This window comes from Xanthomonas hortorum pv. cynarae (genome assembly GCF_002939985.1).
Taxonomy (GTDB): domain Bacteria; phylum Pseudomonadota; class Gammaproteobacteria; order Xanthomonadales; family Xanthomonadaceae; genus Xanthomonas; species Xanthomonas hortorum_D.
The window spans coordinates 1-23381 of record NZ_MDFM01000012.1; the positions used below are offsets into that span (position 1 = coordinate 1).

Consider the following 23381-nt stretch of genomic DNA (forward strand, 5'->3'; position numbering starts at 1 on the left):
GCACCACCGTGCCCGGCTTACGGAGTGGCCAAAGCCCCTCCAACAACACAGTTGCTACAGGGACGTACTTGCGGCGTGTCCCGCGAGGGTGGGCGGGCAAGGGCCCTGCAACCAGGCCGCAGATCAGCAGCTTTACACCTGACGTATCCGCACCGTTCAATTACCTCTCAAGGCGAACGAGATATTGAACTTCAGCGCAATCTGGATGTTCCAAGCCGAGCGGGTCGAGGGCGCGATGCCCTCACCGCCTGCGGGACACGCCGTGAATCCATCCCTGGAGGCTCGGTGGCGGCATCCATGCCGCCACACGGTCCCGCAGGCGGTAAGGGCATCGCACCTGCCAACTTGGTCGAGTGCTGACGGGAACTACAAGGCAGGCCGCGCCCGCCGGGCGGCGAGCGCAGTCGTTTTGTAGCCGCTCTCAGCCCATCCCGCCATTGATGCCGATGACCTGGCCGTTGATGTAGCCGGCCATTTCCGAACACAGAAACGTCACCAGTGCGGCGACTTCGTCGGGCTTGCCGACGCGCCCTGCCGGCACCAGCTGCTTGATCACCTCCGGCGCGAAACTCTCGCCGACCATCTCGCTTTCGATTACGCCCGGCGCGACCACGTTGACTGCAATACCGCGGCTGGCCATCTCGCGCGACAGCGATTTGCTGGCGCCGTGCAGCGCGGCCTTGGCAGCGGCGTAGTTGGTCTGCCCGCGATTGCCCAGCACCGCCGCAACCGATGACACACTGACGATACGGCCCCAGCGCGTGCGCGCCATCGGCAGCAGCAAGGGCTGGGTGACGTTGAAGAACCCGTGCAACGAGACATCGATGACCCGATGCCATTGCTCGGCGCTCATGCCCGCCATCGGTGCATCGTCATGGATGCCGGCGTTATTGACCACGATCTGGATCGGTCCGACCTCCAGCAAGCTTGCCAGCGCTGCGGCGCTTGCCTGCGCATCGGCCACATCGAACGCTACCGCCTGGGCACTGCCGCCGTCGGCCACGATCGCTGCGACCACTTCATCGGCACGCGCGATATTGCGGTTGGCATGCACGATCACGTGCCGACCTTGTGCAGCCAGCTGACGGCAGATCGCACCGCCAAGATCGCCGCTGCCGCCGGTAACCAGCGCGCGGCGCTGAGGAACGGATGTACTCATGGAAGCCTCGATGAAAGCCGCAGAAACGACGGCGGAAAGAGCGTCATCCTAACGACTCGCAGCAAGCGCAGGAATAGATCGCCAGCGTTGATCGCCCACCTTCCGTAGGAGCGCGCTTGCGCGCGATGAAGCGTCAGCGGTAACGCTTCATCGCGCGCAAGCGCGCTCCTACGGGGCCTGCACCGCACCCAGCATCACCGTGGCACGCCCTTCGGCGAGCAACTGGTCCTGATGCATCAAGCGGAAGCTGTATTGCTGGCTGTCCTCTGCCTGCATCAGCACCTGCGCCTCGCAAACGATCGCATCCGGCAGCGCGTCCAGATAGGCCACATGCAATTCCACTGCGCGCAGCGCCACCAACATGCCCGGGCGCACCGGCTTGCCCGATGCGCGATCGAGCAAGCCGCCGTGCACGGCCATGGCTTGCGCGCCGTATTCGCATAGATGCAGCGCGCGCAGGCGGCCGTTGGCACGTAGAGGATGCGCCTCGCTGCGATGGGCATGGCTGCGCAATACGACGCGCTGCGCATTCCACTCCACCACTTCTTCCCACAGGCACATGTTGCCCTGATGCGGAATCAGCGCGGCAATCGCGTCACGTCCCTGCATGCGGTTCTCCGTTCTTTGTGCGTTCCAGCGCCGGCTCGCGCGACACCAGCAAGGCCAGGATGAAATTGAACAACACGCCCAGTGCCACCGTGCTACCGATCGCACGCAATACTGGAATGCTGGACGCGGCCAAGAGCGCGAATACCAGCAAGGTCATCAGGCTGCACACGATCAGCGCATGCAACGTGCGCAGCTGGTCGGCGTGATCGTCGCCGGCGTGGTCGAAGAACAGCGCGTAATCCAGGCCCAAACCGGCCGCCAGAATCAGCGCGATCAGATGGAACAGATTGAGTTCCACCCCCATCCCGCGCAGGATCGCCAGGATCAGCACCGTGGTCAGCGCCATCGGCAACAACACCCGCACGATGCGGCGCGGGCTGCGCAGCGCGATGGCCACGGTCACTGCCAACAACACTGCAGCCAGCACCAATGCACCGAGCACACGACCGCGATACGCGGCGACCAGGGATTCGGAAGCATCTTTCAGATCCAGCAACTGCGCGCCGCTGCCTTGTACGGCTGCGGCCAACACCGCCGGATCGCGCAAGCCGGTCAACGACACCAGGGCGGTGGTGCGATCGCCACGCCCCAGCAGCAGCCCACCGACCGAGGTTGCCAGCGGCGAGCCGGCCAGGTCCTTCGGCAACAGCGGGGCGGCCTGCTTGGCAGCGTCCAGATCCTGCAGGAATGGCGCAAATGCATCGCTGCGGAACGGCGTGGCGGCCACCGCGCTGTCGGTCAGCGCGCGGGCTTGCGCCGCATCCGGCAACGCAGCCTGACGGGCGCGCTGGGTCTTGGCGCTGGGCAGATAGCGCGCGGCCATGTCGTAGCCGGTCAATGCACCGGCGCGCACCAGGGCGTCCAGGCGCGGGCGCAATTGCTCGCTGGCCTGCAGCGCAGCCTCATCGTTCGCTGCGGGCAACGCGAGCACGTAACGCACATCGGGGGCGCCCAGTTCCTGGCGCAACTGCGTGTCCTGCGCCAGCGCCTTGGGTGGCACCGGGGTCAATTTCGACAGATCGTTCTGCCAGAACTGCCCCGGCGCAAACACGATCACCGCGATGCCGATCACGGCAATCACCGCAAGACTGATGCGCGGCCGCGGCAAGCGCGCGATGCCACGCCAGAGCGCGGCGAGCATGCGCGAATCGGCATAGTCGCGCGGCGCCGGGTCGATCAACGACGGCAGCAGCCAACGGGTGGTGATGGCGGCGGTGGCCAAGCCGGCGATGGTGAACACTGCCAGCTGCCGCAAGCCGTCCACCCCGGAAAACAGGAAGGTCACGTAGGCAATGCAGGTGGAGACCACGCCGGTGGCCAGCGTCGGCCACAGATGGCGCGCGTTGTCGCGCGGCTCCAGCCCCGGGCGCTGATGACTGAACAGGTGAATCGGGTAATCCTGCACCACGCCGATCAGGGTGAAGCCAAACGCCACGGTGATCCCGTGCACGCCATCGAACAGCAACGCCACCGCGCCCAAGCCAGCCAGACCCGCGCTCGCCAATGGCAGCACGCCGAGCACCGGAATCTTCCAGCTGCGATAAGCGACCAGCAGCAACAGCACCAGCACCACCGTATCCAGCGTGCCGATCCATTGCGCCTCACCCTGCGTGCGTGCGGTGATTTCCACCGCAAACGCGCCGGGGCCGGTCAAAATGAGTGTTGTTGAGGTGCCCTTGCTGACCTTGGCAAACGCCGCTTGCACCGCGTCGTACGCCAGTTGCTGGCCGGTGGGATCGAAGCCGGCTGCGCGCGTCTGCACGATCAGCAAGGCCGAGGTGCCGGCGCGGTCGAACCACACCTCGTTACGCGTCTGCGGCGCGGCGGCAGGTTGCAGGGTTTCTGCAAGATGCAGGATTTCCAGCGTGGGATCGCGCGGCAGCAACGGCTCCACCATCGCGGCCGCAGGCGAACCCAGATCCTGCACGCGTGCCTGCAAAGCCGCTTGCAAGGTCTGCCCATCCAGCGGGGTTTTATCGAAGCTGTCGCTGAGCAGATAGCGGTACGGCAGCAAGCGCTCGGGGATCGCATCCAACCCCGCATTGCCGCCATTGCCGACCAGCTCGAACAGCTCTGGCTGTGCGGCCAAGGCCTGCTGCAGTGCCTGCGACTGCGCGGCCAGCGTGGCCGTATCGCTGTTGGACAGCGACATCAACAACAGGCGCGAGCCGGGGCCTTCGCCGAGTTCTTCGATCAGCAATTTCTGCGCGGGCGTGCGCGGGGCGGGCATGAATTTCCGCAAGTCACCGGTGACTTTCAGCGTCTCGCTCAACCAGAAGCCGGCGACTGCCAGCAAGGCCAGCCACAGCAGCGCAAGGCCGATGCGGCGGTTTGCATTCAATTTAAGCGCCATGCGAAAGCCTCACTGCGCCAGCGGAACGTCCACCGGCCGCGCGCGCGGCATCCAGCTTCAGTGACGCGTTCTTTCTGCTGAAGGCGTGCAGCACCGGCGCCTCTAATTTGCCGAAGGCGGTCGCTTTTTGCTTGCTAAGCGCGTGTCCCGACTGCGCACGCAACACCCACACGCGATGGATCACGCGCCCGACCCATGGCACAGCGTGGTCAGCGCCGCCGCATCGGTCACGCTTGCAGCATCACGCGCCGCACCAGCCAGCAGCGTGCGCTGCACATCGCCCTTGGCCGGCAGGCTTTCGATGCAGCGCAGCTCATCGTTACGCCCGTACAGACGCAACTCGCGCACCTGCTTTGCCACGGCGGCGTCCTTGGGCTGCAGCGTCAGTTGCCAGGCCTGCGGCTGGCCCTGCCCACTGACGCGGTACTGCTGCTCCAGCAGCGCGCGGTCGCCGGCCAGCAAAGCGCCGAAGCCGGATTTCAAACCAGCCAGCTCGGGCACCCGGCTCAGCGAAAAGCGCCGCGGCGCTTTGCCTTCGCGTTCCAGTACGCCTTCGTCGCCCTGCAACGTGGTGGTCTCGCGATACGGCGCGCTGACCTCGCGCACCAAGGTCTGCGCATCCGGGCGGCGGTAATGGCCCTGCACGCGCAGCGGTGTCTTCAGCAGGGCCGAGCCACGCAGTTCGACGAACTCGGTACTGACCGGTGCGGGGCGTGCCAGGCGCTGCAGCACCTGGCCGACGTCCAGCGTCTCAGGCGGTGCGGCGCATAGCGGTGCGGCGCTGAACAGCAGTATCAGCATCCACGGCAGGGTGCGGCACATCGGCATGGTGGGTGTTCCAGAAATCGTAGAAGTTGAACCAGTTGTACGGCGCGTAGCGTGTGTAATGTTCCAGCCTGGCCGCGTAATCGCGCATGAGTACCGCCAGCACCGGCGCACGCTGGCGACGCGGCACGTCCAGGCCTTCGCTGAAGGTCTCGAACGCCAGCTCGTAATGATTGCCGCCGCGATACAGGCCGAACGCCAGCACCACCGGCACCTTGAGCGCCGCGGCGATCAGCCACGGCGAGGTCGGGAACATCGCGTTGCGGCCGAGGAACATCGCCGGCAATGCCGGGTCGCCCTCGCGCGGGCGATCGATCAGCAACGCCACCAGCGCGCCGGCATCGGTGGCGTCCTTGATCGCCATCACGATCGAGGTCGCATCCATGCCGGCGTCGATGATGTTGGCGGCCAGCTGCGGATTCAGCGCGCCCAGCAGGTCGGTCATGGCGCGGTTATGCGCCTTGTCCAGCACCACCTTGACCTGCACGTCGGGGCGTTCGGTGGCCAGCACGCGCAGCGCATCGAAGCTGCCCAGGTGCGAGCCGAAGATCAGCACGCCGCGGCCGCGATCCATCTGGGTGTGCAGCTGATCCAGGCCGGTGATGTCGACCTGGAAGCGCTGCATCTGCCCGCACAGCATGTACACGCGGTCCAGGATCGTCGAGGCGAAGGTATGGATATGCCGCGCCACATCGCGCAGCGTGGCCGGGCGATCGAGCACACGCGCCAGATAGGCACGCGAGGCACTGCGCTCGGGCGCACGCACCAGCAGGAAGTACAGCGTGATCGGGTACAGCAGCGCGCGTGCCACCGAGCGCCCGGCGTACCGGGCGATGCCGCGGATCAGCCACAACGCAAAACGTCCGCCGCCTTCCGGGCGTTGTTTCCACTGGCTGTTCATGCCGCCGCCTCCGCGACCAGCTCGCCGCTGACCAGCAAGTCGTCGGCGCGCTGCACGCGAAAGCGCCAACGCGGGCCAGCGCCGTCCAGTGTCACCGACGCGGTCTGGCCGGGCAGCAAGGGCTGTACGAACTTCACCTGCGGCAAGCGCATCGCGGCGCGTGGGCCATGCGCCGCTTCCACCGCCTGCAGCACGTGATCGAGGACGACCACGCCGGGCACCACAGGGCGACCCGGGAAGTGCCCAGGCAGGCAGGGATGATCATGTGGCACGACGAAATCCATAAGCGGGTAACTCAGATCCTGGGTTGAAGCATGGCCGCCACGGCGGCGTGTGCCTGCTCGGTCAATTGTTGGCGGTCCGGCGCATCCGGCCCGGTTACCGGGATCGGGGCGCCGATGCGCACGCGAATGATGCCGGGGCGCACCCTGAACATACCCTCCACCGGCAGCACCTTGCCGCAGCCATCCAGCGCCACCGGCACCACCTGCACACCTGCATCGATAGCGGCCTGCAGTAGCCCGGCCTTGAATGGCAGCAGTGCGCCGCTACGGCTGCGGGTGCCTTCGGGAAACAGACACAACTGTTTGCCCTCGCGCAGCAGCGCGGCCGCCTGACGCCGCACCATCGCCCCGGCACGCCGGCTGTCGCGGTCCAGGAACAGCATGCCGGTACCGCGCGCGAACCAGTTCACGAACGGCACCTTGAGCATTTCGTCCTTGAGCAGAAACCGCAGCGGCACCGGCAATGCATAGAACAACGCGCAGATGTCGATGACCGACTGGTGGTTGCTGACGAACAGGTAATTCTTGGACCAGTCCACGCGCTCGCGGCCTTCCACGATCACCTGGGCACCGGCGCCGCGAAACAGCACCGGCGACCACATCCAGCCGCCCATGCGCAGCAACCGATCGGGGTCGCGGGTGATCGCCAGCAACACCAGGCAATACACGATCCCGCCAGCGGTGAAGATCAGCGTAAAGGCCAGCTGCAACAGGTTGAACATGGCCCACGCCAGGCGCGACGGCATCCTTGCCAACGGCATTTTTGTCTTGTCCCTGAAAATGTGCACGTACGTCGCTGCCCCTGGCCACGCACTCAGCGCAGCAGATCGCGCCAGAACTCCGGCCCGAGCCGCGCCATCTGGCGCAAGAAGTCTGGCAGATTACGATAGGGACGCTGTGGAAACCAGCGGCCGCGCAATAGATATTCGCCCACGAAGAACCCGCCCACCACGCCATAGGCCAGCAGATTGGCAAACAACGAGGCACGCGCGTCGCTGATCGGCAGCGGCGAGGCGTAGCCCAGTTGCGCCAGCACCCCACTGGGCTCGGCGCACAGGCCCAGCACCAGATTCACCAGCGTCAGCGCGCACAGCAGCAGCGCCCAGGCAAGCGTGAGCCGACGCGTATAGCGGTACTGCTCGGGCGTGATCGGCATGCCGGCCTGGCGATACAGCCCTTCGACAATGCGGCTGATCAACGGCGTGCGCCCGCGGCGCAGGCTGCGGCCGAAGAACCAGGCGATCCAGCCGGTGAACACCACTGGCGGCGCGGCCAGCAGCAGCATCGCGTACGGCGAGTGCCACAACGCGCTCAGGCCGGCCAACGTCAACACCGCCAGCGCCCAGGCCCAGGCCCGGCGCGCCACCATCGGTTCGATCAACACCATCAGCACCAGCAAGGCCCCGGCGATGACCGCCAGGTCCGGGCGATGACTGGCGTTGGCCCAGTGCGCCAACGGCGAGTACGCCACCGCCAGCAGCACGCCCAGCCCCAGCACCCACGGGGGTGCATCGGCAGGCGCTACAGTGGGCAGATCAGACGGTCTTGTTGGTTTCGACATGCGCCGACAATGCGCGCAGCGACGCAAAGATGCGACGGTTCTCGTCGTTGTCAGAGCGCAGCTGGAAGCCATAGCGCTTGCTGATCGCCAGCGCCAGTTCCAGCGCGTCGATCGAATCCAGTCCCAGCCCGGTATTGAACAACGGCGCCTCCGGATCGATGTCGGCGGGTTGGACGTCTTCCAGGTTCAGGCTTTCGACCAGGAGTTCGGCCAGTTCACGTTCGGCAGCGGTTTGCAGGGACATCCAGAAGCTTCCACAGGTGAGGGTCGGGCAACAAATTCGGAAAAATCAATCAAGGCAATCAATTCGAACAACAGCAACGCGTCGCAAACAACCCTCGGGTCGAGGCGGGCGATGCTTTGGAACCGCAGTGTACGTTGTCGCGGCTGCCACTTCCGGCTACCGGCCACGTCCGTTGAGCGGCCGCGCAGTCGGCTTGTTGGTGATCGGGTGAGAGCGGTGAGGCAATCCGGGTGCACCTGTCCGGGCTGCCGGTCAGGCTATCATGACTGCATGACGCTCGCCCGCTGCAGGTTCGGTCCAGGATGACTTCCACCGCTGTTCGCCCCACCCCGACTGCCATGCCGGCAGCCGGGCCGGCCCCCGGACCCGAGTGTCCGGATGTGTTGATCATCGGCGGCGGGCCAGCGGGCTGCGCCGCCGCCATCGTGCTCGCGCAGCAGGGCTGGCAGGTCACCCTGCTGGAGAAGGAGCAGCACCCGCGCTTTCATATCGGCGAATCGCTGCTGCCGATGAACGTACCGATCCTCGAACGCCTGGGCGTACTCGAAGACGTGCGCAGGATCGGCGTGCTCAAGCGCGGCGCTGACTTTCCCAACGATGCCGGCGGTTACAACACCTTTCGCTTCTCGCGTGCGCTGGATGCCAAGGCCGATTTCGCCTTCCAGGTGCCGCGTGCGCAGTTCGACCAGGTGTTGTTCGAGCGCGCGCGTGCGGTTGGCGTGGATGCGCGCGAGCAGGTCAAGGTCGAACAGGTCAGCTTCGATGGCGAACAGCCGGTATTGCAGGCACGCGGCGTGGACGGCGAGCAGCAGTTCCGCCCGCGCTATCTGCTCGACGCCAGCGGCCGCGACACCTTTCTGGGCAACCGCTTCAAGCTCAAACGCGCCAATGCCAAGCATCAATCGGCCGCGCTGTTCAGCCATTTCCGCGGCGTGACGCGCCGGCCGGGCGAGGATGCCGGCAACATCAGCATCTACCGGCATGCGCATGGCTGGATGTGGCTGATCCCGCTGCCGGACGACATCATGAGCGTGGGCGCGGTCTGCTACCCGGAATACATGAAGACCCGCAAGGGCGACAGCGAAGGCTTTTTGATGCGCACACTGGCGCTCAATGCCGAAGTCACCGCGCGCATGCACGGCGCCGAGCGCGTGGCACCGGTGCATGCCACCGGCAACTACGCCTACGAATGCACGCGCATGGCCGGCCCGCGCTGGCTGATGCTCGGCGATGCCTACACCTTCGTCGACCCGATGTTTTCCTCGGGCGTGTTTCTGGCCATGCACAGCGCCGAGCGCGGCGCGGCGATGGTGGACCAGGCCCTGCGCACGCCGCAGCACGAGGCGAAACTGCAGCGTGCCTTGCAGCGCGAACTCAAGCGCGGCGTGGATGAGTTCAAGTGGTTCATCTACCGCTTCACCTCGCCGACCATGCGCACCCTGTTTGCGCAACCGCAGAACACCTGGCAGATCGAAGAAGCCGTGGTGGCGATGCTGGCCGGCGACGTGTTCGAGAGCCCCAAGGTGCGCCTGCGTCTGCGTGCGTTCCGCGCCATCTACGCCATCACCACCTTGTCGATGATGCCGCGCGCCTGGCACTCCTGGCGGCAACGCCGGCGTCAGGCCACGCTCGGCTTCGACGGCGACACCTTGCAACGCGATACGCAACAACGAGACACGCAATGACCGCTTTCCAGGCCCAGACCACGCACGCCGTGCGCCATCCCCGCCTGCAGGTCGACTATGTCGACCAGACCGACCCGTCTGCCCTGCTCACCGATCCGCAGGTGTTGGCCGTGTTCGGCTTCGGCACTGCGGCGGCGCGTCTGGACGACCCGCGTTACCTGCGCGTGCCGCTGCAGCCGTATCAGGCCAGCGTGCTGGAAGTGTGGCGCAGCGATGCACCGGTGCGCAGTGGGCGCGACGGCAACATCGCCTGGTCCAGCGACGGGCGCCTGCAGTTCGGCGTGATCGAGATCGACGAGCAGGATGTGGACATCGAAGAAGCCGCCGCCAAGGCGTATGCGGAAATCACCGCCTTCGTCACCGGCAGCCAGACTCCACGTCTGCTGCGTATCTGGAATTATCTGGATGCGATCACCCTGGGCAGCGGCGACCGCGAACGCTATCGGCAGTTCTGCATCGGCCGTGCACGCGGCCTGGGCGCCTTCGATACTGCGCAGCTGCCTGCCGCTACCGCAGTGGGCCGTTGCGATGCCGAGCGCATCATCCAGATCTACTGGCTGGCCGCCGCCGATGCCGGCACGCCGCTGGAAAATCCGCGCCAGGTCAGCGCCTACAACTACCCGCGCCAGTACGGCCCGCAGCCGCCGAGTTTTGCGCGCGCCATGCTGCCGCCGGCCGGCAGCGACATGCCACTGCTGCTGTCAGGCACCGCCGCGGTGGTCGGGCATGCCTCGATGCACACCGGCCAGTTGCTCGCGCAGCTGGAAGAAACCTTTGCCAACTTCGACGCCCTGCTCGGCGCCGCACGCCAGCACGCCCCCGCCCTGCCCGCGCAATTCGGCGCCGGCACGCGTTTGAAGGTTTACGTGCGCGAGCACGACGATCTGCCCAAGGTTGCGCAGGCGCTCGACGCCCGCTTCGGCGATGCCGTGCCGCGCCTGCTGCTACACGCGGTGATCTGCCGCGACGAGTTGGCGGTGGAGATCGATGGGGTGCATGGGTGAGTTAGTGAGCGCATTGCGCTGGATCGATATCGCCCACACCGCCATTTTCGCTCACCATCACCCTGGCTGATTCAGGCATCGGCGTGGCAGACCACGTTCCCGCCCACTCAGTGCCCAACGCGTCGGCCCTTGTGAGATCGCTGGCTGTCGCGTGCTGTTGTAACCAGGCGATGTTGTCGTCGATCACTTCGCGCGATCGCGGGCTCGCGGTGGCAGGCAGCTGCTGGCTGCCGCGTCGATACAATGCCAATGACCGTGCAAGGTCCGGTTTAACTACCTGCGCCAGGAAGAAACGCTCACCGTTGTCGCGGCGCGGCGAATAGGCAGCCGCCAAGGCCAGCGAGGTTTGCAGATCTCCGCGTGAGGCTGCCTGCAATGCAAGGGTCTCCGCTTCTTTCCGATAGCGCTGCAATTCGGGTAGAAGCTCCAGCATGTCGCGTCGCCGAAACGCGTTACCGGCCGCGTAATGCGCCAATGCACCTGGATTTCCGGCAAGCGCACCTTGTCGCCACAACGCGACCCGCTCGGCCACGGAAACCTGCCGGATACCTTCGCAGCGATCGGCAGTTTTCACCAACCCCATCGCCATGCCGTCCAGCATCTTGTTCCAGGCATCAAAATTGCCGCCCTCATTCGTGGTGACGAGCTTTCGCTCACGGGCACGCTTCGCGCGCCATACCAGCTCGTCGTAAGTGGCAAGTTGTTGCTGGATCCCATCACAACGTTCCAGTTCGATTGCCAGTCGGCACGCAGCAGCGGGATCACCTTGCTCGGCGCGACGACTGAGCTCGTCGAAGACCTGGCGCAACGGCGTATCAGCAGGAGGTAGCGGCGCCGAAGCTACGGCAGGCTTGGCCTGCCTGCCCGGCATGACAGCGCTGGGTGCACGCAGGGGGACTGCCTCAATTGAACGATCGGAGCGATGCCATCGTAGCCACCCCACACACGTCACCACGATCGCAATCGCAATCACTGCAGCGATCGCGAATTTCCTGTTTGCAGATCCCTTGCGCATGCGCCCACTCCTCCTTGGTGTCCGGCAAGTATCGCTCAGCCGTTGAGCAAGCCTAAAACCACATCGCGCGGCAGCTTGCCGGTTTCGTTGCGTGGCAATGCGGGGAGTTTGCGCAGGCGGCGTGGGAGGAACACCGGGTCGACGCTGATGCGCAGGGCGGCGAGGATCTGCGCTTCGTCCAGGGTCGGGGCGACCACCAGTGCGGCGATGCGGCCGACGGCCTGCCCGGGGTCCGGTGTTAGCTGCACGATGGTGCCGTCGATCACGCCGGGAATGGCGAGCAGGCGGCGGGTGAGGTCGGCCAGCGAGGCGCGTTTGCCTGCGATTTCCAGCAGATCGGCCTGACGGCCGCGTACCTGGAAGCGGCCGTCTGCGGCCACGTCCATCATGTCGGCCAGCAGCACCGGCGTTGCCAGATGCGGTGCGTGCACCAGTGTGCCGGCGGCCTGTGTTTCCAGGCGTACGCCGGGCAGCGGTGTCCACGCCGCTTCCAGTGCGGTGCGCCGCACGGCGAAGACGCAGGTTTCGGTGGAACCGAACATCTCGCGCACTTCACCGCCAAAGCGTGCTTCGGCCGCCGCGGCGATGTCCTGCGCCAGCGGTGCGGTGGCCGAGACGATGCCGGCCAGCGGTGGCAACTGCACGCCCGATTCGACCAGCGCACGCAGGTGCACCGGTGTGGTCACCAATAGGCGCGGCTCGGGAATTTCCGCCAGCGCATGCGCCACATCGTCGGGGAAGAACGGCCGCCCGGCATGCACGGCCAGCGTGGTCACCATCGGCAGCAGCACCGACAATTCCATGCCGTACATATGCTGCGGCGGCACCGTGGCCACCACGTGCGGCACGGCATCGGTGTGCGCCCACAGGCTCTCCAACGCGACCAGATCCTGGCGCGTGCTGGTCAAAAAACTGCCCCAGGTCTTGGGATTCGGTTGCGGGCTACCGGTGCTGCCGGAGGTAAAGCCAATCGCCACCAGGGCATCGTCTGCCAGTTGCGGCATCGGGCCATCGGCCTGCGGCAGCTCGGCCGGCATTCGCCAATAGCGCGGCGGTGCCAGCTCCAAGGCAAGATCGCCCAGGCAATACGCATCGGCGTGGCGCGCCTGCACTTCACCGACCACCGCCGGTGCGCGCGACGACGGCAGCAGCGACACCTGGCCGCGCAGCGCGCAGGCGTAGAAGGCGACCATGAAACGGTAGCGGTCTTCGCACAGATTCACCGCGTGGCGGCCGTCCGGCAGCTGCTGCGCCAGACCATGCACGTGCGCGATGAAGGTGGCCAGATCCACCGACTGCCCTGCCCGCCAGGCCAACGGCCGGCCGGGCGCGCCAACGGCCATCGGGTGGGAGACAACAAAGGCGGGCAGGCTGGACATGTGAACCGACAGTCGCAAAAGCGCGCTAGCTTGGCCGCCACCTGGGCTGCTGGCAAGTCGCAGGGTTTGTGGCTACGCCGCAGTGCCGGATGTTCGCAGCGTCGCCGCTGGCGTGCGTAAAGCTTCCTTGGCGTTGTGGCAGCTGCGCATCGCGACGTGGAATGCACCGAAAGTGATATTAAAAGTGATGCGGTGAGATCGGCCAGGTCGCGCGTGTTGCCGTGCGTGGACTGCGCATTTACCGTCAGGCGCATCTGGTCGAGCTCGCCACTGGCACAGACCCCGCCGCTTCGACGACACATTCAACCACCCACCCCGCGCATGACCTGTGGCCCAAGCCCCCGGTCGAAGCGAGCTGCTAGGCTTGGCCGCTCTTTCGTTGCGTCCAGTCGTTTCCGATGCCCAGATTGTTGCCGCTGTCCTTGTTATTGCTGGCTGTCACCGCGCACGCGCAGTCCGCCGCACCGCTCACCATCGAACAGGTAATGGCCGACCCGGACTGGATCGGGCCGTCGGTCGATCAGGCCTGGTGGCAGTGGGATGGCAAACAGGTGCAATACCTGCTCAAACGCGAGGGCAGCCCGGTGCGCGACACCTATCGCCAGGGCATCGGCGGTGCAGCCGCAGAACGCGTGGCCGACAACGCCCGCGCCGGTCTGGATGCGGATAACCCCAGCTATGATGCGGCGCGTCAGCGCATGCTGTTCGCGCGCAATGGCGACATTTTTTTGCGTGATCTGCGCTCGGGCGCCCTGACCCAGCTGACCCGCAGCAACGAGGTCGAATCGCGTCCGCAATTCGCCAGCGACGGAGGTGCGATCTGGCGTGCGGGCAACAACTGGTATCACTGGCGCGCCGATGGCGGCACCGCGCAGGTTGCGGTGGTCAAGGCCGAGCGCGATCCGAATGCGGCGCCCAAGGCCGATGTGTTGCGCGAGCAGCAACTGGCCACGCTGGCCACGTTGCGCCGCGACCGCGAGCAGCGCGAGGCGCTGCGCACGCAGGAAGACACCTGGCGCCGCGCCGACGCCACGCGTGCCACTGCACCGGTGTATCTGGGCGATGAGGTGGAGATCGTCGACAGCGCGTTGTCGCCGGACGGCCGCCATCTGTTGGTGGTCACCCAGGCCAAGAGTGCCGAGGAAGGCCAGGCCGGCAAGATGCCCAAGTACGTGACCGAATCCGGTTACGAAGAATTCCAGGAAGTGCGCACCCGCGTCGGTCGCAATGCGCCGGTGGCTCATGCGCTGTGGTTGGTCGATGTGAGCGCCGGCACTGCCAAGCCGCTGTCTTTCGACCCATTGCCGGGCATTGCCACCGACCCGCTGGCCGCACTGCGCAAGGCCGCCAAGCGCGATGCGCTCAAGGGCAACCGCGGCGTGCGTGTGGAAAGCGATGGCGACGGCAGCGGGCCGGCCGTGCATTGGAGCGATGACGGCCGCAATGTGGCGGTGGAAATCCGCGCGGTGGACAACAAGGACCGCTGGATCGCCAGCGTGGATCTGGCCAACGCCAAGCTGCAGCCGCGGCATCGCCTCAGCGACAGCGCCTGGATCAACTGGGATTTCAACGATTTCGGCTGGCTACCCGACAACCGCACGTTGTGGCTGCTGTCCGAAGAATCCGGCTATTCGCAGCTGTACACGGTGGAAGGCAACGGCAAGCCGCGTCAGCGCACCCGTGGCAAGTGGGAGGTGTCGATGCCGGCGCCCAGCGCCGATGGCAGCGGCATGTATTTCCTGTGCAATCAGAAATGGCCGGGCGATTACGAGGTGTGCAAGCTGGATCTGCGCACCGACCAGCTCACCGAAGTGACAGCCTTGAACGGCGTGGAAGGCTTCAGTCTGTCGCCGAACGGGCAGCAGTTGCTGGTGCGTTACTCCGACAGTTACCTGCCGCAGCAGCTGGCGGTGGTGCCGGCGGCGGGTGGCCAGGCCACGGTGTTGACCGACACGCGCACGCCCGCCTTCAAGGCGCAGCCGTGGATCGCACCGCAGTACGTGCAGGTGCCATCCAAACACGGCGCCGGCACGGTCTGGGGCAAGTACTACGGCCCGCAACACCCTGAGCCCGGCAAGCAGTATCCGATCGTGATGTTCGTGCACGGCGCGGGCTATCTGCAAAACGTTTCCCAACGCTACACGCCGTATTTTCGCGAGCAGATGTTCCATAACCTGCTGGTGCAGCAGGGTTACATCGTGCTGGATCTGGACTACCGCGCCTCGGAGGGTTACGGCCGCGATTGGCGTACCGCGATCTATCGCAACATGGGCCACCCGGAACTGGAAGACTATCTGGACGGTCTGGACTGGCTGGTGACGCAGAAGCAGGGGGACCGCTCGCGTGCAGGCATCTATGGCGGCTCGTACGGCGGTTTCATGACCTATATGGCGCTGTTCCGCAGCCCCGGCACCTTCAAGGCCGGTGCGGCGCTGCGTCCGGTGGGCGACTGGATGCAGTACAACCACGAGTACACCTCCAACATCCTCAATACGCCCGAGCTCGATCCGCAGGCCTACAAGATCTCCTCGCCGATCAACTACGCCGACGGGCTGCAGGACCATCTACTGATCGCCCACGGCATGATCGACGACAACGTGTTCTTCAAGGACTCGGTCGACATGACCCAGAAACTGATTGAGCTGCACAAGGACAACTGGCAGGTGGCGCCGTATCCGCTGGAACGCCACGGCTTTACGCGTGCCGATTCATGGCTGGACGAATACAAGCGCATCCTCAAACTGTTCAATGAGCAGGTGAAGCCGTAAGGCTAGCGGCGCCGGTGCGGTGATGCGCGGTGCAGGCTTTGGCGGTGCCGATGCGACGACAACGAAGCTTGCTGCGGCGCATCCGTCGTGGCACGCAGGGCGCCAGGTTGCCGGTGCGCTCGGACGCCAAGTGGCGCAAAGCGCTCCATCGCGTGGCAGCCTGCGTCGCACTCACCTCAACGTACGCATCTGGCTCTAAGCTTGTTGCAGGACCCGCGGATCGCTGGCGCATTGCGCTTGCCTCTGCACCGGTCCGTCGCTGGACCGGTGCGCCGCCGGCACAGCGGCAGCCTTCCACTCACCGACCGGCGCGCACAAGGTAGATGCGATGGGCCTGTGGGACCGTTTATTTGGACGCAAGACCGCAGCGGCGAAGCCGCCGCGCACGGAACCGGCAGCAGCGCCCTCACCCGCCGCAGACGATGCGGAAGCTGCCGTGGATATCGACCCCGCATTGCAGCCGGCGCTGACCGCGTTTCAGCGTGGCGATCATGTGGGCGCCTACAACGCCGCCCAGGCACATCTGGAGATCGGTGCGGATGCGCAACGCTTGTGCGCCCTGGCCTTGAGCGCGCTGGACCGGTATCGCGAGGCGTACCCGCACTGGCTGGCGCTGTATGAGCTGGAGCCCACCGCGCACAACGCGCTGCAATTGGCGACCACCTCGGTGATGTGCAACGAGATCGATCGTGGCGAACAGTGGCTGCTGACCTTCGACGATCTGAACGCACAGGAACGCTCGACCTCGCCGGCCACCGCACGCACCAGCTTCCTCACCGCGCTCACCCGCGCCGGCCACGGTGCGCACGCGCTGCCGCATCTGGAGTGGTTGCGCGAGGCGTATGCGGGAATGTCGATCACCGACAGTCATTTCCTGTATGTGCGCGGGCTGCCGTTTTTCGAAGCATTCCTTGAGCGCAGCACGCCGTTGTTGCGCGAGTGCCTGCCGGCCGATGCGCTGCCGGGTTGGTACGCGCAAATGCAGCCGTCGCTGGATCCTGATGGCCAGGCGGCGGTGGCCGCACACATCGCGTCGCTGCAATGAGCACGGCAGTCGCCGCATCCTCACCACCACGCGGCGGCTTCGTCACGCCGCTGGCGTGGGTGTCGTTGCTGCTGGGGGTGGTCAGTGCGATGGCAAATCTGCTGCAGATCGCAATGCTCGCGCTGATGCCAGACGCCGCGTCGCTGGGGCTGCCGGAGGGGATCGTCCTGCCGGCATCATGGCAGTGGCTGATCGATCATGCGCTGTCGTTATCGGTTGTGGGGGGGGTGCTGTCGGCCGCCTTTGCGTGGTTGAGCTGGGCCTTGCTGCAGCGACGCGAATGGGCGCGGGTGGGGTTCGTGCTGGTGTTGCTGGTGACCGGGCTGCTGAATTTCGGCGGGCTGGCGTTGATCGGGCCATTGTTCGACGGTGTGCAGGCGATGTTGCCCGCCGATGTCGTGCATAGCCCGGAGTGGCCGGAGCTGCAGGCGCGCCTGCAAGCGACCCGCCAGGCCGCGTTGCTGTTGACCGGCCTGGGCGCCTTGGCGATCGGCTGCGTGCATGCGGCGCTGGCGTGGCGGCTCTGCACTCCCGCAGTATGTGCGGAGTTTGCGTCGTCGCGCTCGGACTAAGCGTTCGCTTAACTCGTCGGACGGCTTCGACAGCGTGCAGTTAGGTGTCCGAAGACCTCTGAACTATGACTAGATTAATTTTGCGGAGGCTGAAAGCTTAGCCCCGAGTTCGCGGCAACGGTCCTGTACTTGGATGTAGATGCGTTTCGAGTGAACAGTCGCGGGTAAATTTGGCGGAGCTATTGGACGACGTGAAGCTTGATGAGATGCGTCGCACGCTGTTTGGTAACCGCTGTTAGAAGCACCTGACGCACGAGTCGGTGACGCGTATCTCAACGTGTTGCGGTGAGCCGCCAGCAAGCTCGCGATGCCGGTGCGAGCCAGCGCCGTGGACGCCGACCTGCGGCGCCTTGCCGGCTTTTTCGAGCCGTTCATCGGCCTGCTCAGCGCAGGCGGTTCACAAGGAACGCCGCGCGCTCATCGCTCAGACGCGCGAACGAAGACAGGAACCGCATAGCGCGCGATCTGGTGCGCTAGGTTGAATGCTGGCTGCGCCGTGACCGGAGGGGTCCGCGTCCGACGCAGCGTTAGGTCGATCTTCCATGGCAAGCCCAGATCGGCCAGCGCCTCGCCAAGCCGCGCCAGACCAATAAAGTCGAGTGTGCTGGAGGTTACGCACAGATCAATATCGGAATTGGGCCGGTTCGTTCCGCGTGCGCGCGATCCGTACAGGCATACCTCTTCCACCGTGGCGCATTGGGCGAAGACCGCGCCCATGCACTGCCAGTGCGCAGCGGCCACGCCGCCTGGCGCCGGGGCGTCAACGTCGCTCATCGCGAAACGCCTTGAGGCGTGCGGCGAGCGATTCGAGCAGCGGCAGATGGCGCTGGACGATGGCGCAGGCAAGCTCGCGTGCAATGACGCCATGGTGCGACTTCGCCGCCAGCGCTCTGCACGCACACATCTCCATCCACAGCTCGCCGTCGCCGACGACACCTCGCGCGAAGGCCTCGCGGAATGTGTCCCGCGGTCCATGCAAATCGATCAGGCCCTGCCAGCGCAGGTACTCGTTGAGCGCATGCCATGCCATGTCATAGCAGATCTCGAACACCTTGATGAGGCCTTGGTCGGCGAGGTTGCCCGCCCCGAAGGTCGCTTCACCGATCTGAGTGCGCGCCCACACGAGCGTGTACGCGAACTTGTCGGCACGCTGCTCCCAGCGTGCGGGACAATCGACTGGATCGGCCGCATCGACCGGTTCGGGCAGTGCGCTGAGATCGGTCATAACAGTTCGCGGGCAAGGCGCGAGCGCCAACCGGCCACGGCGGCCGTGTCAGCCCGTTCTACTTCCGGTGGAAAGACGCGACGCTTGTGCGCGAAATAGACCTCGCGCAGGTCCCCTTCTTCCGAGGCGTTGTAAGTCAGGAAGAAGGCGCGGCGGTGGGACCGGCTTCTATTGGGGCTGGACTGGTGAGGCAGAAACGCGCTGAACACGACCGCGTCGCCGGGCAACAGGTAGAGCGCCTCCCACGAAATGGAGCATGCATCCACCAACTGACCGTGCGAATGGGGAAGCAGGGTGCGACCGCACGCGAACTCGCAATCGACTTGCAGCGCTCCATTTTCCGCCGTTGTTTCGTCCACCGCGACCATTACCGAGACCGCCTCTTGCGTCAGCAGGCGCCAAGCAGGCGCGTCCTGATGCGGCGCGTAGCCCCCGCCGCCCGCCGGCTTGAGGTTGAGCTTTTCCTTGAAGAGCACATACGGCCGCCCGAAGGCGGCAAAGACCGCGTCATGCATCGCCGGGTTGTCAAACACTGCTGGCGCCTCGGGGCAATGCTCGAGAAACGCCTCGACCCGGTTGAGAAGACGCGTGCCCCCGGGTCCGCGCTCGAAATACTTCATCCAGCGACCGGCGATTTCCGGTGCGGCTTCGAGGAAATCGGCCAGCACTCGCAATCGGTCGAGGGCCGCGCCCGAAAATGCCGATCGCAGCACGATATAGCCGTGGCGCTGGAACGCCGAGGCATACTGGATGTTCTCCTTAAGGAAATGCACGGGGTTGCTCGCGAAGGTCGCTCGCCCCGAACGCAGCCGGGTAGCGGACGAGGTAGTAGTCATGCGCGTCCAGCAGAGGGCGCGCCAACAGCTCGCGAACCCCCTGCGCGAAGTACAGCGCCATGCTGCAACACCCGACGATCCCGGCGGCCGTGGCTGCAGCCACGCAGGCGGACGTGTGCTGCAGCAGCCATCCGAAGCCGCCGAGCCCGACCGGCACGGCCGCTTGGCTCAACCACTTGCCCCAACTTGAGAGCCGTGCCCGGAACGCCGCCGGTGTCGCCGCGCTCCGATACGCCGCGCACCGTACGTTATGCAGCCCGGTCCCCACGCCGCACACGAACGAACCGACCGCCAGCGTCCCCGCAGATGCACATACTGCGTAGAGGCCAATGCCCGCGCCGATGAGCGCAACGCTGCCGACAGCCGCTGACAAGGATGACACCGAACCACGCCGACGCGGCGTCAGGCGGCTGCCTGCCCAGAGTCCGATGGCCATGGCGGCGCTGAACGCGCCCACATGCCACGCGGGCTGCCGTTGCTCATGGAGAACGAGAACGGGCACTGTCAGGGAGACAAACGGAATGACGCACCCGTTGATGACCGCGCCGATCACGTTCCAGTCCCGCTCTGCCGGAATGCGAATCGACAGCCGCACCCCCGCCGTCAGACTGGTGAACCAGCCATCGCGCACCCCACCCGGCAACGCCGCCTCGGGGGCACGGATCGAGGCGGTCAACAGCAGCGTAACCACGAGCATCGCCGCGTTGACCGCGAGGGCCAGCGACAACGGGATCCAAGTCGCGCCGAATCCGGCGAGCAGCGGCGCCAGCAGAAAGACGAGGGCCTGTGAGGCGGTAATCGCCGCAAAAGCCTGCCCGAGGCGTTCGCGCTGCACTAGCGACGGAATGATGCTGCCGGACACGGCCGTCATCAGGCTCACGCCCAACGCAAGCGAGCCGACAATGAGCTCGGTGACCAGCGGGCGGTAGTGCCCGTCCCACGTCGCAGCCCAAAGCGCGATCACGCCTGCAAGCGACCAAAGGTCCGCGGCGAGGGCACAGGCCTTGCGCGACCAGCGATCAGCCAGCGACGCGAAGATGGGGAGGCTGACCAGCCCGCACAACGAAAAAATAAGCGCCAACCGCGTAAAGTCGGCCTTGGACCCGGTGCGTGCCAGCAGCCACCACGACAGACTCAGGAAGCTGCAGCGACCGCCGAGGATGGCGAGGAACTGCCCGGTCCGAAAGCGGACGAAGTCAGGCGAAGGCACGCGCGTGTGCCTCAGGGCGCAATAGGTCGTGCGGCGCCTGCCCAATGTGCCATAAGGTGGCCTCAGTGGCCTCGACGAACGCCGGCTGGTGACAGGTCATCAGGACTGTCCCTACGCGGGCTGCATCATGGATCAGCTCGACGAGCGCGTCGGCGGTTATTTGGTCGAGTCCGTTAAACGGTTCGTCCAGCACGAGCAGTGGGCGCTCGATCAGCAATGCAGCCAGATGCATGAATTTCTTGCGGGTGCCGAGCGACGCCTCGCCGAACGTCGTGCCGAGGTAGGGTTCGACGTTGAGGCGGTGGACGAGGTGTGTAAATCGCGCGCCGCCCACGGCCTCGCCCTGTCCGTGCGCGCGCGCCACCAGGCGTGCGTACTCTTCTCCCGTCACGAAGGGGTAAAACGTGGCCGCATCCGGGACGAAGGCCAGGTTGCGGCGCGCGTCGATGAAATTGCGTTTCAAATCGTGTCCGGCAATGGAGATCCGGCCGCGATACGGAATGACGCCGCACACGGCGCCCAACAAGGTCGATTTGCCTGCACCATTAGGGCCTGCGATGACGTGACAGCCGGTCGGAAACGCGTGTGTCAGCTCATCAAAGATCTTCGTCCGCCCGTACGAGATCGTCAGTTCAGTCAAGGACAGTGGAAGCATGGTCATCGCGCCCATACGGACGCCACCCAGGAGGTGGCAACTACGATAGAAATGGAGAACAGCAATCCGGCGGCGATCGTGTGCCTCGGCCACGCGCGGTAGGCGACGTACTGGAACGCGCTGAGCAGCAGCGCACAGATCGCCACCAGCGCTCCATAGCGCAGCCCGCTGCGGGCCGCAACCAGGGACAACAGGACGCCGACAAACAGTAACGCCGGACCTTCGACCGCCACGATCGCCTGGAGCACCCGCACCGGACGCGCGATCGGCAGCGGCGCGAGAACACCCGCATAGGCCCGTTGGTGCCCCGTCAGCGTGCCAAAACCGAGCCCGAGAACACCCGTCGCGAGTGCCGCATAGGCGGCGGCTAGTCCGACCGCGCGGGAAGGTGTCCCGTCGGACTGGGCAACCAGCAGGCCAACAAATACCCCAAGCGCAGCGACCAGTGCCAGCGTAAGGCGGTAGGCGCCATGCCTCCCGCGGTACAGGCCCATCCAATACAGGGCTGTCAGCGTGGTGCACCGCCATGCGGCAAGTCCGCCTGCCGCGCAGCGCTTGGCTTGGCGTGGCCGAAAATCGCGGGGCAACGGCGGGCAGCGCCCGAGCCAGACGACCGCGGCGATGATGGCGGTCGCCGCAAGCATCCTTGCGCCAGGTCTTGCGTCCCCGCACGCAAGAACGGCCGCGCCGACGCCGATCGCCGCGACGGCGTAACGCGCACGCAGTATCGCCAACTGCACGGTGAGTGCGATCGCGCTGACCGCCAGCATGGCCACGCCGCGTTCGACCATATTCATGGGGTGTGGCGCGGTCCCTGCAGCAACCGCGAGCAGCACCGTCCAAGGGGTCGACACCGACGCGAGAAACAGCGCGTCGCGGAGCAACACCTGGAGCCGCGGCAGGGGCAGGCTGTTCATGATCGCGGCCGCCGCTACAGAGCCCACGGCACCACGCTGGAGCGCCGCCCAGAGCGCCAGCACGAGGACATACCCGACCGCGCTGGCCCCGGCCGCGGAGTTCCGGGCGAAGATCTGCTGGAGGGGGGCCAACACGACCGCCTTGAAGGCGGGCAGGCCCGGCAGCGCAAGCAAGGCGATCACCAGCAGGACCTGCTTGTACCGCGTCACGCGCTCCTTGAGCTCGACGCGATAGTGGCGCAGGGCCAACCCCAGCAGATCAAAGGTGGACAGCGAGCGGCTATGCGGGCGCATAGGCTGCCGCCGCTTGAACACGTCCCACCGCCGCCTCGGCCCGGACGAACGCCCGGTCCAGAATGTCGCGTCCGCGCGCGTCGAACATCGCGCAGTTCGTACGCATGGCTTGGCCCAAGGCATGGATGATGCGGATCACCCGCACCGTCGAGCGATGGTATACCGGACACGCCTCCAGCTGCCCGGTGGCCTCGCGGTACAGCAGCATCTCGACGGCAACGATATAGCTGTGAAACGCCAGGTAGATCGGGAAGCAGGTGCCGCCCATCACGAAGGGCAAGCCGGTTTCGACCTGCACGTCCTTGCGGTCCTGTGCCATGTGGGGGTCAAGCGTGTCATCGACGAAAAGCAGCATATGCACGAGCTGGTGGACAAGCAGCTCGTGGAAATCCAGTTCGTCGAAATCGTCCTTGAAGTTGAAGTTCGCGACGCCGATGGTGTCTTCGGTGGTGCCGTTGGTGTATTCGCTCAGTTGGTTGACGACGATCAACCGGACACAGAAGTCCGCCATTTGGCGCAGCCGAGGTGCCTTGTCGGAGAGCGTCTGCAATGCCCGGTCGAAGTAGCCGTTCGCCAGCCGCTCGCGCAGCAACGACGAGTTCTCCGCAAAGAAACGCTTCTTCTGCTCCGCGAACAGAGGCGCGTAAGGCTTCAGGCCTTCGAAATCGACGAGTCGCGGGCCCACCCAATCGATCGCTGCCTCTATGATCGAGTGGGCCTGCAAAAATTGGTTGAACCCGGCGACAGCCGTCGTATCGTCTAATCGTTGAGCGTGCAGTGCCCCTGCGCGACGCAGCAGCAGGCTTGTGACAACTTCGTCCCCAAACAGGTAGTACATGG

Annotated in this window: 23 protein-coding genes; 5 read left to right on the forward strand and 18 right to left on the reverse strand. The window is 65.7% G+C overall.

Annotated elements, in window-relative coordinates:
* Positions 1-421: 421 nt before the first annotated feature.
* From fabG to xanC, 9 genes are all read right to left on the reverse strand, one after another.
* Positions 422-1159 carry a 3-oxoacyl-ACP reductase FabG gene (fabG, locus tag XcyCFBP4188_RS10015; RefSeq protein WP_046933088.1) on the reverse strand — a complete coding sequence of 246 codons (738 nt, stop codon included), beginning with the start codon at positions 1157-1159 and terminating at the stop codon, positions 422-424.
* Between the two features lie 168 nt (positions 1160-1327).
* Positions 1328-1768, reverse strand: coding sequence for a hotdog family protein (locus tag XcyCFBP4188_RS10020; protein WP_104592049.1), 441 nt, complete (start codon positions 1766-1768; stop codon positions 1328-1330).
* Positions 1755-4121, reverse strand: coding sequence for an MMPL family transporter (locus XcyCFBP4188_RS10025; RefSeq protein ID WP_104592050.1), 2367 nt, complete (start codon positions 4119-4121; stop codon positions 1755-1757). Before XcyCFBP4188_RS10025 ends, XcyCFBP4188_RS10020 begins: the two co-directional genes overlap by 14 nt.
* Positions 4122-4301: 180 nt before the next feature.
* Positions 4302-4949 (reverse strand): LolA-related protein, encoded by a 648-nt coding sequence (locus XcyCFBP4188_RS10030; protein ID WP_043910049.1) that lies wholly within the window; start codon positions 4947-4949, stop codon positions 4302-4304.
* Positions 4873-5847 (reverse strand): lysophospholipid acyltransferase family protein, encoded by a 975-nt coding sequence (locus tag XcyCFBP4188_RS10035; protein WP_006451932.1) that lies wholly within the window; start codon positions 5845-5847, stop codon positions 4873-4875. Before XcyCFBP4188_RS10035 ends, XcyCFBP4188_RS10030 begins: the two co-directional genes overlap by 77 nt.
* Entirely contained in the window at positions 5844-6071 is a 228-nt protein-coding gene (locus XcyCFBP4188_RS10040) for an ApeI family dehydratase (protein ID WP_228996145.1), read from the reverse strand. The genes XcyCFBP4188_RS10035 and XcyCFBP4188_RS10040 overlap by 4 nt, the downstream gene beginning before the upstream one ends.
* Positions 6072-6142: 71 nt before the next feature.
* Entirely contained in the window at positions 6143-6892 is a 750-nt protein-coding gene (locus XcyCFBP4188_RS10045) for a lysophospholipid acyltransferase family protein (protein ID WP_006451935.1), read from the reverse strand.
* Between the two features lie 53 nt (positions 6893-6945).
* Positions 6946-7629: a COG4648 family protein gene (locus XcyCFBP4188_RS10050; RefSeq protein ID WP_006451936.1), complete on the reverse strand. Its 684-nt coding sequence runs from the start codon at positions 7627-7629 to the stop codon at positions 6946-6948.
* Between the two features lie 37 nt (positions 7630-7666).
* Entirely contained in the window at positions 7667-7936 is a 270-nt protein-coding gene (gene xanC, locus XcyCFBP4188_RS10055) for a xanthomonadin biosynthesis acyl carrier protein XanC (protein ID WP_006451937.1), read from the reverse strand.
* Positions 7937-8274: 338 nt separating this feature from the next.
* On the opposite strand from xanC, the gene XcyCFBP4188_RS10060 reads away from it, so the two are divergent.
* Together XcyCFBP4188_RS10060 and XcyCFBP4188_RS10065 are read left to right on the forward strand one after the other, a co-directional pair.
* Positions 8275-9621 (forward strand): NAD(P)/FAD-dependent oxidoreductase, encoded by a 1347-nt coding sequence (locus tag XcyCFBP4188_RS10060; RefSeq protein ID WP_104592051.1) that lies wholly within the window; start codon positions 8275-8277, stop codon positions 9619-9621.
* Positions 9618-10625, forward strand: a complete 1008-nt coding sequence (locus XcyCFBP4188_RS10065) for a chorismate transformation FkbO/Hyg5 family protein (protein WP_167393528.1) — start codon at positions 9618-9620, stop codon at positions 10623-10625. Before XcyCFBP4188_RS10060 ends, XcyCFBP4188_RS10065 begins: the two co-directional genes overlap by 4 nt.
* 1 nt (position 10626) lies before the next feature.
* Here XcyCFBP4188_RS10065 and XcyCFBP4188_RS10070 read toward each other — a convergent pair whose 3' ends face one another.
* Entirely contained in the window at positions 10627-11640 is a 1014-nt protein-coding gene (locus tag XcyCFBP4188_RS10070; protein WP_146094047.1) for a hypothetical protein, read from the reverse strand.
* A gap of 35 nt (positions 11641-11675) precedes the next feature.
* On the reverse strand, positions 11676-13019 hold the full coding sequence (locus tag XcyCFBP4188_RS10075; RefSeq protein ID WP_167393529.1) for an AMP-binding protein: 1344 nt from the start codon (positions 13017-13019) through the stop codon (positions 11676-11678).
* Between the two features lie 407 nt (positions 13020-13426).
* Here XcyCFBP4188_RS10075 and XcyCFBP4188_RS10080 point away from each other — a divergent pair, with 407 nt between their 5' ends.
* The 3 genes from XcyCFBP4188_RS10080 (at position 13427) to XcyCFBP4188_RS10090 (ending at position 17404) form a co-directional block, all read left to right on the forward strand.
* Positions 13427-15787, forward strand: a complete 2361-nt coding sequence (locus tag XcyCFBP4188_RS10080; RefSeq protein WP_043910056.1) for a S9 family peptidase — start codon at positions 13427-13429, stop codon at positions 15785-15787.
* 328 nt (positions 15788-16115) lie between these two features.
* Positions 16116-16832: a hypothetical protein gene (locus XcyCFBP4188_RS10085; protein ID WP_070693903.1), complete on the forward strand. Its 717-nt coding sequence runs from the start codon at positions 16116-16118 to the stop codon at positions 16830-16832.
* Positions 16829-17404: a hypothetical protein gene (locus XcyCFBP4188_RS10090; RefSeq protein WP_006451943.1), complete on the forward strand. Its 576-nt coding sequence runs from the start codon at positions 16829-16831 to the stop codon at positions 17402-17404. The genes XcyCFBP4188_RS10085 and XcyCFBP4188_RS10090 overlap by 4 nt, the downstream gene beginning before the upstream one ends.
* A gap of 417 nt (positions 17405-17821) precedes the next feature.
* Here XcyCFBP4188_RS10090 and XcyCFBP4188_RS10095 read toward each other — a convergent pair whose 3' ends face one another.
* From XcyCFBP4188_RS10095 to XcyCFBP4188_RS10125, 7 genes are read right to left on the reverse strand one after another with little or no spacing between them, the layout of a single operon-like run.
* Complete coding sequence (locus XcyCFBP4188_RS10095; RefSeq protein WP_006451944.1) at positions 17822-18178, reverse strand: nucleotidyltransferase family protein; 357 nt, start codon at positions 18176-18178, stop codon at positions 17822-17824.
* The gene (locus XcyCFBP4188_RS10100) at positions 18165-18629 is read right to left on the reverse strand and encodes a nucleotidyltransferase substrate binding protein (protein WP_006451945.1); all 465 of its coding nucleotides are present in this window, start codon (positions 18627-18629) and stop codon (positions 18165-18167) included. The genes XcyCFBP4188_RS10095 and XcyCFBP4188_RS10100 overlap by 14 nt, the downstream gene beginning before the upstream one ends.
* Positions 18626-19402, reverse strand: a complete 777-nt coding sequence (locus XcyCFBP4188_RS10105; protein WP_006451946.1) for a phytanoyl-CoA dioxygenase family protein — start codon at positions 19400-19402, stop codon at positions 18626-18628. The genes XcyCFBP4188_RS10100 and XcyCFBP4188_RS10105 overlap by 4 nt, the downstream gene beginning before the upstream one ends.
* On the reverse strand, positions 19389-20675 hold the full coding sequence (locus XcyCFBP4188_RS10110; RefSeq protein WP_006451947.1) for an MFS transporter: 1287 nt from the start codon (positions 20673-20675) through the stop codon (positions 19389-19391). The genes XcyCFBP4188_RS10105 and XcyCFBP4188_RS10110 overlap by 14 nt, the downstream gene beginning before the upstream one ends.
* Positions 20662-21345 (reverse strand): ATP-binding cassette domain-containing protein, encoded by a 684-nt coding sequence (locus XcyCFBP4188_RS10115; RefSeq protein WP_006451948.1) that lies wholly within the window; start codon positions 21343-21345, stop codon positions 20662-20664. The genes XcyCFBP4188_RS10110 and XcyCFBP4188_RS10115 overlap by 14 nt, the downstream gene beginning before the upstream one ends.
* Positions 21333-22541: a hypothetical protein gene (locus XcyCFBP4188_RS10120; RefSeq protein ID WP_006451949.1), complete on the reverse strand. Its 1209-nt coding sequence runs from the start codon at positions 22539-22541 to the stop codon at positions 21333-21335. Before XcyCFBP4188_RS10120 ends, XcyCFBP4188_RS10115 begins: the two co-directional genes overlap by 13 nt.
* The gene (locus XcyCFBP4188_RS10125) at positions 22528-23379 is read right to left on the reverse strand and encodes a hypothetical protein (RefSeq protein ID WP_006451950.1); all 852 of its coding nucleotides are present in this window, start codon (positions 23377-23379) and stop codon (positions 22528-22530) included. Before XcyCFBP4188_RS10125 ends, XcyCFBP4188_RS10120 begins: the two co-directional genes overlap by 14 nt.
* Positions 23380-23381 lie beyond the last annotated feature (2 nt).

What these genes read in the sequence shown, in the direction of transcription:
- fabG (WP_046933088.1), bottom strand. Translation starts at nt 1,159, where the DNA reads ATGAGTACATCCGTTCCTCAGCGCCGCGCGCTGGTTACCGGCGGCAGC.
- XcyCFBP4188_RS10020 (WP_104592049.1), bottom strand. Translation starts at nt 1,768, where the DNA reads ATGCAGGGACGTGACGCGATTGCCGCGCTGATTCCGCATCAGGGCAAC.
- XcyCFBP4188_RS10025 (WP_104592050.1), bottom strand. Translation starts at nt 4,121, where the DNA reads ATGGCGCTTAAATTGAATGCAAACCGCCGCATCGGCCTTGCGCTGCTG.
- XcyCFBP4188_RS10030 (WP_043910049.1), bottom strand. Translation starts at nt 4,949, where the DNA reads ATGCCGATGTGCCGCACCCTGCCGTGGATGCTGATACTGCTGTTCAGC.
- XcyCFBP4188_RS10035 (WP_006451932.1), bottom strand. Translation starts at nt 5,847, where the DNA reads ATGAACAGCCAGTGGAAACAACGCCCGGAAGGCGGCGGACGTTTTGCG.
- XcyCFBP4188_RS10045 (WP_006451935.1), bottom strand. Translation starts at nt 6,892, where the DNA reads ATGCCGTTGGCAAGGATGCCGTCGCGCCTGGCGTGGGCCATGTTCAAC.
- xanC (WP_006451937.1), bottom strand. Translation starts at nt 7,936, where the DNA reads ATGTCCCTGCAAACCGCTGCCGAACGTGAACTGGCCGAACTCCTGGTC.
- XcyCFBP4188_RS10060 (WP_104592051.1), top strand. Translation starts at nt 8,275, where the DNA reads ATGCCGGCAGCCGGGCCGGCCCCCGGACCCGAGTGTCCGGATGTGTTG.
- XcyCFBP4188_RS10065 (WP_167393528.1), top strand. Translation starts at nt 9,618, where the DNA reads ATGACCGCTTTCCAGGCCCAGACCACGCACGCCGTGCGCCATCCCCGC.
- XcyCFBP4188_RS10070 (WP_146094047.1), bottom strand. Translation starts at nt 11,640, where the DNA reads ATGCGCAAGGGATCTGCAAACAGGAAATTCGCGATCGCTGCAGTGATT.
- XcyCFBP4188_RS10075 (WP_167393529.1), bottom strand. Translation starts at nt 13,019, where the DNA reads ATGTCCAGCCTGCCCGCCTTTGTTGTCTCCCACCCGATGGCCGTTGGC.
- XcyCFBP4188_RS10085 (WP_070693903.1), top strand. Translation starts at nt 16,116, where the DNA reads ATGGGCCTGTGGGACCGTTTATTTGGACGCAAGACCGCAGCGGCGAAG.
- XcyCFBP4188_RS10090 (WP_006451943.1), top strand. Translation starts at nt 16,829, where the DNA reads ATGAGCACGGCAGTCGCCGCATCCTCACCACCACGCGGCGGCTTCGTC.
- XcyCFBP4188_RS10095 (WP_006451944.1), bottom strand. Translation starts at nt 18,178, where the DNA reads ATGAGCGACGTTGACGCCCCGGCGCCAGGCGGCGTGGCCGCTGCGCAC.
- XcyCFBP4188_RS10100 (WP_006451945.1), bottom strand. Translation starts at nt 18,629, where the DNA reads ATGACCGATCTCAGCGCACTGCCCGAACCGGTCGATGCGGCCGATCCA.
- XcyCFBP4188_RS10115 (WP_006451948.1), bottom strand. Translation starts at nt 21,345, where the DNA reads ATGGGCGCGATGACCATGCTTCCACTGTCCTTGACTGAACTGACGATC.
- XcyCFBP4188_RS10120 (WP_006451949.1), bottom strand. Translation starts at nt 22,541, where the DNA reads ATGCGCCCGCATAGCCGCTCGCTGTCCACCTTTGATCTGCTGGGGTTG.
- XcyCFBP4188_RS10125 (WP_006451950.1), bottom strand. Translation starts at nt 23,379, where the DNA reads ATGTACTACCTGTTTGGGGACGAAGTTGTCACAAGCCTGCTGCTGCGT.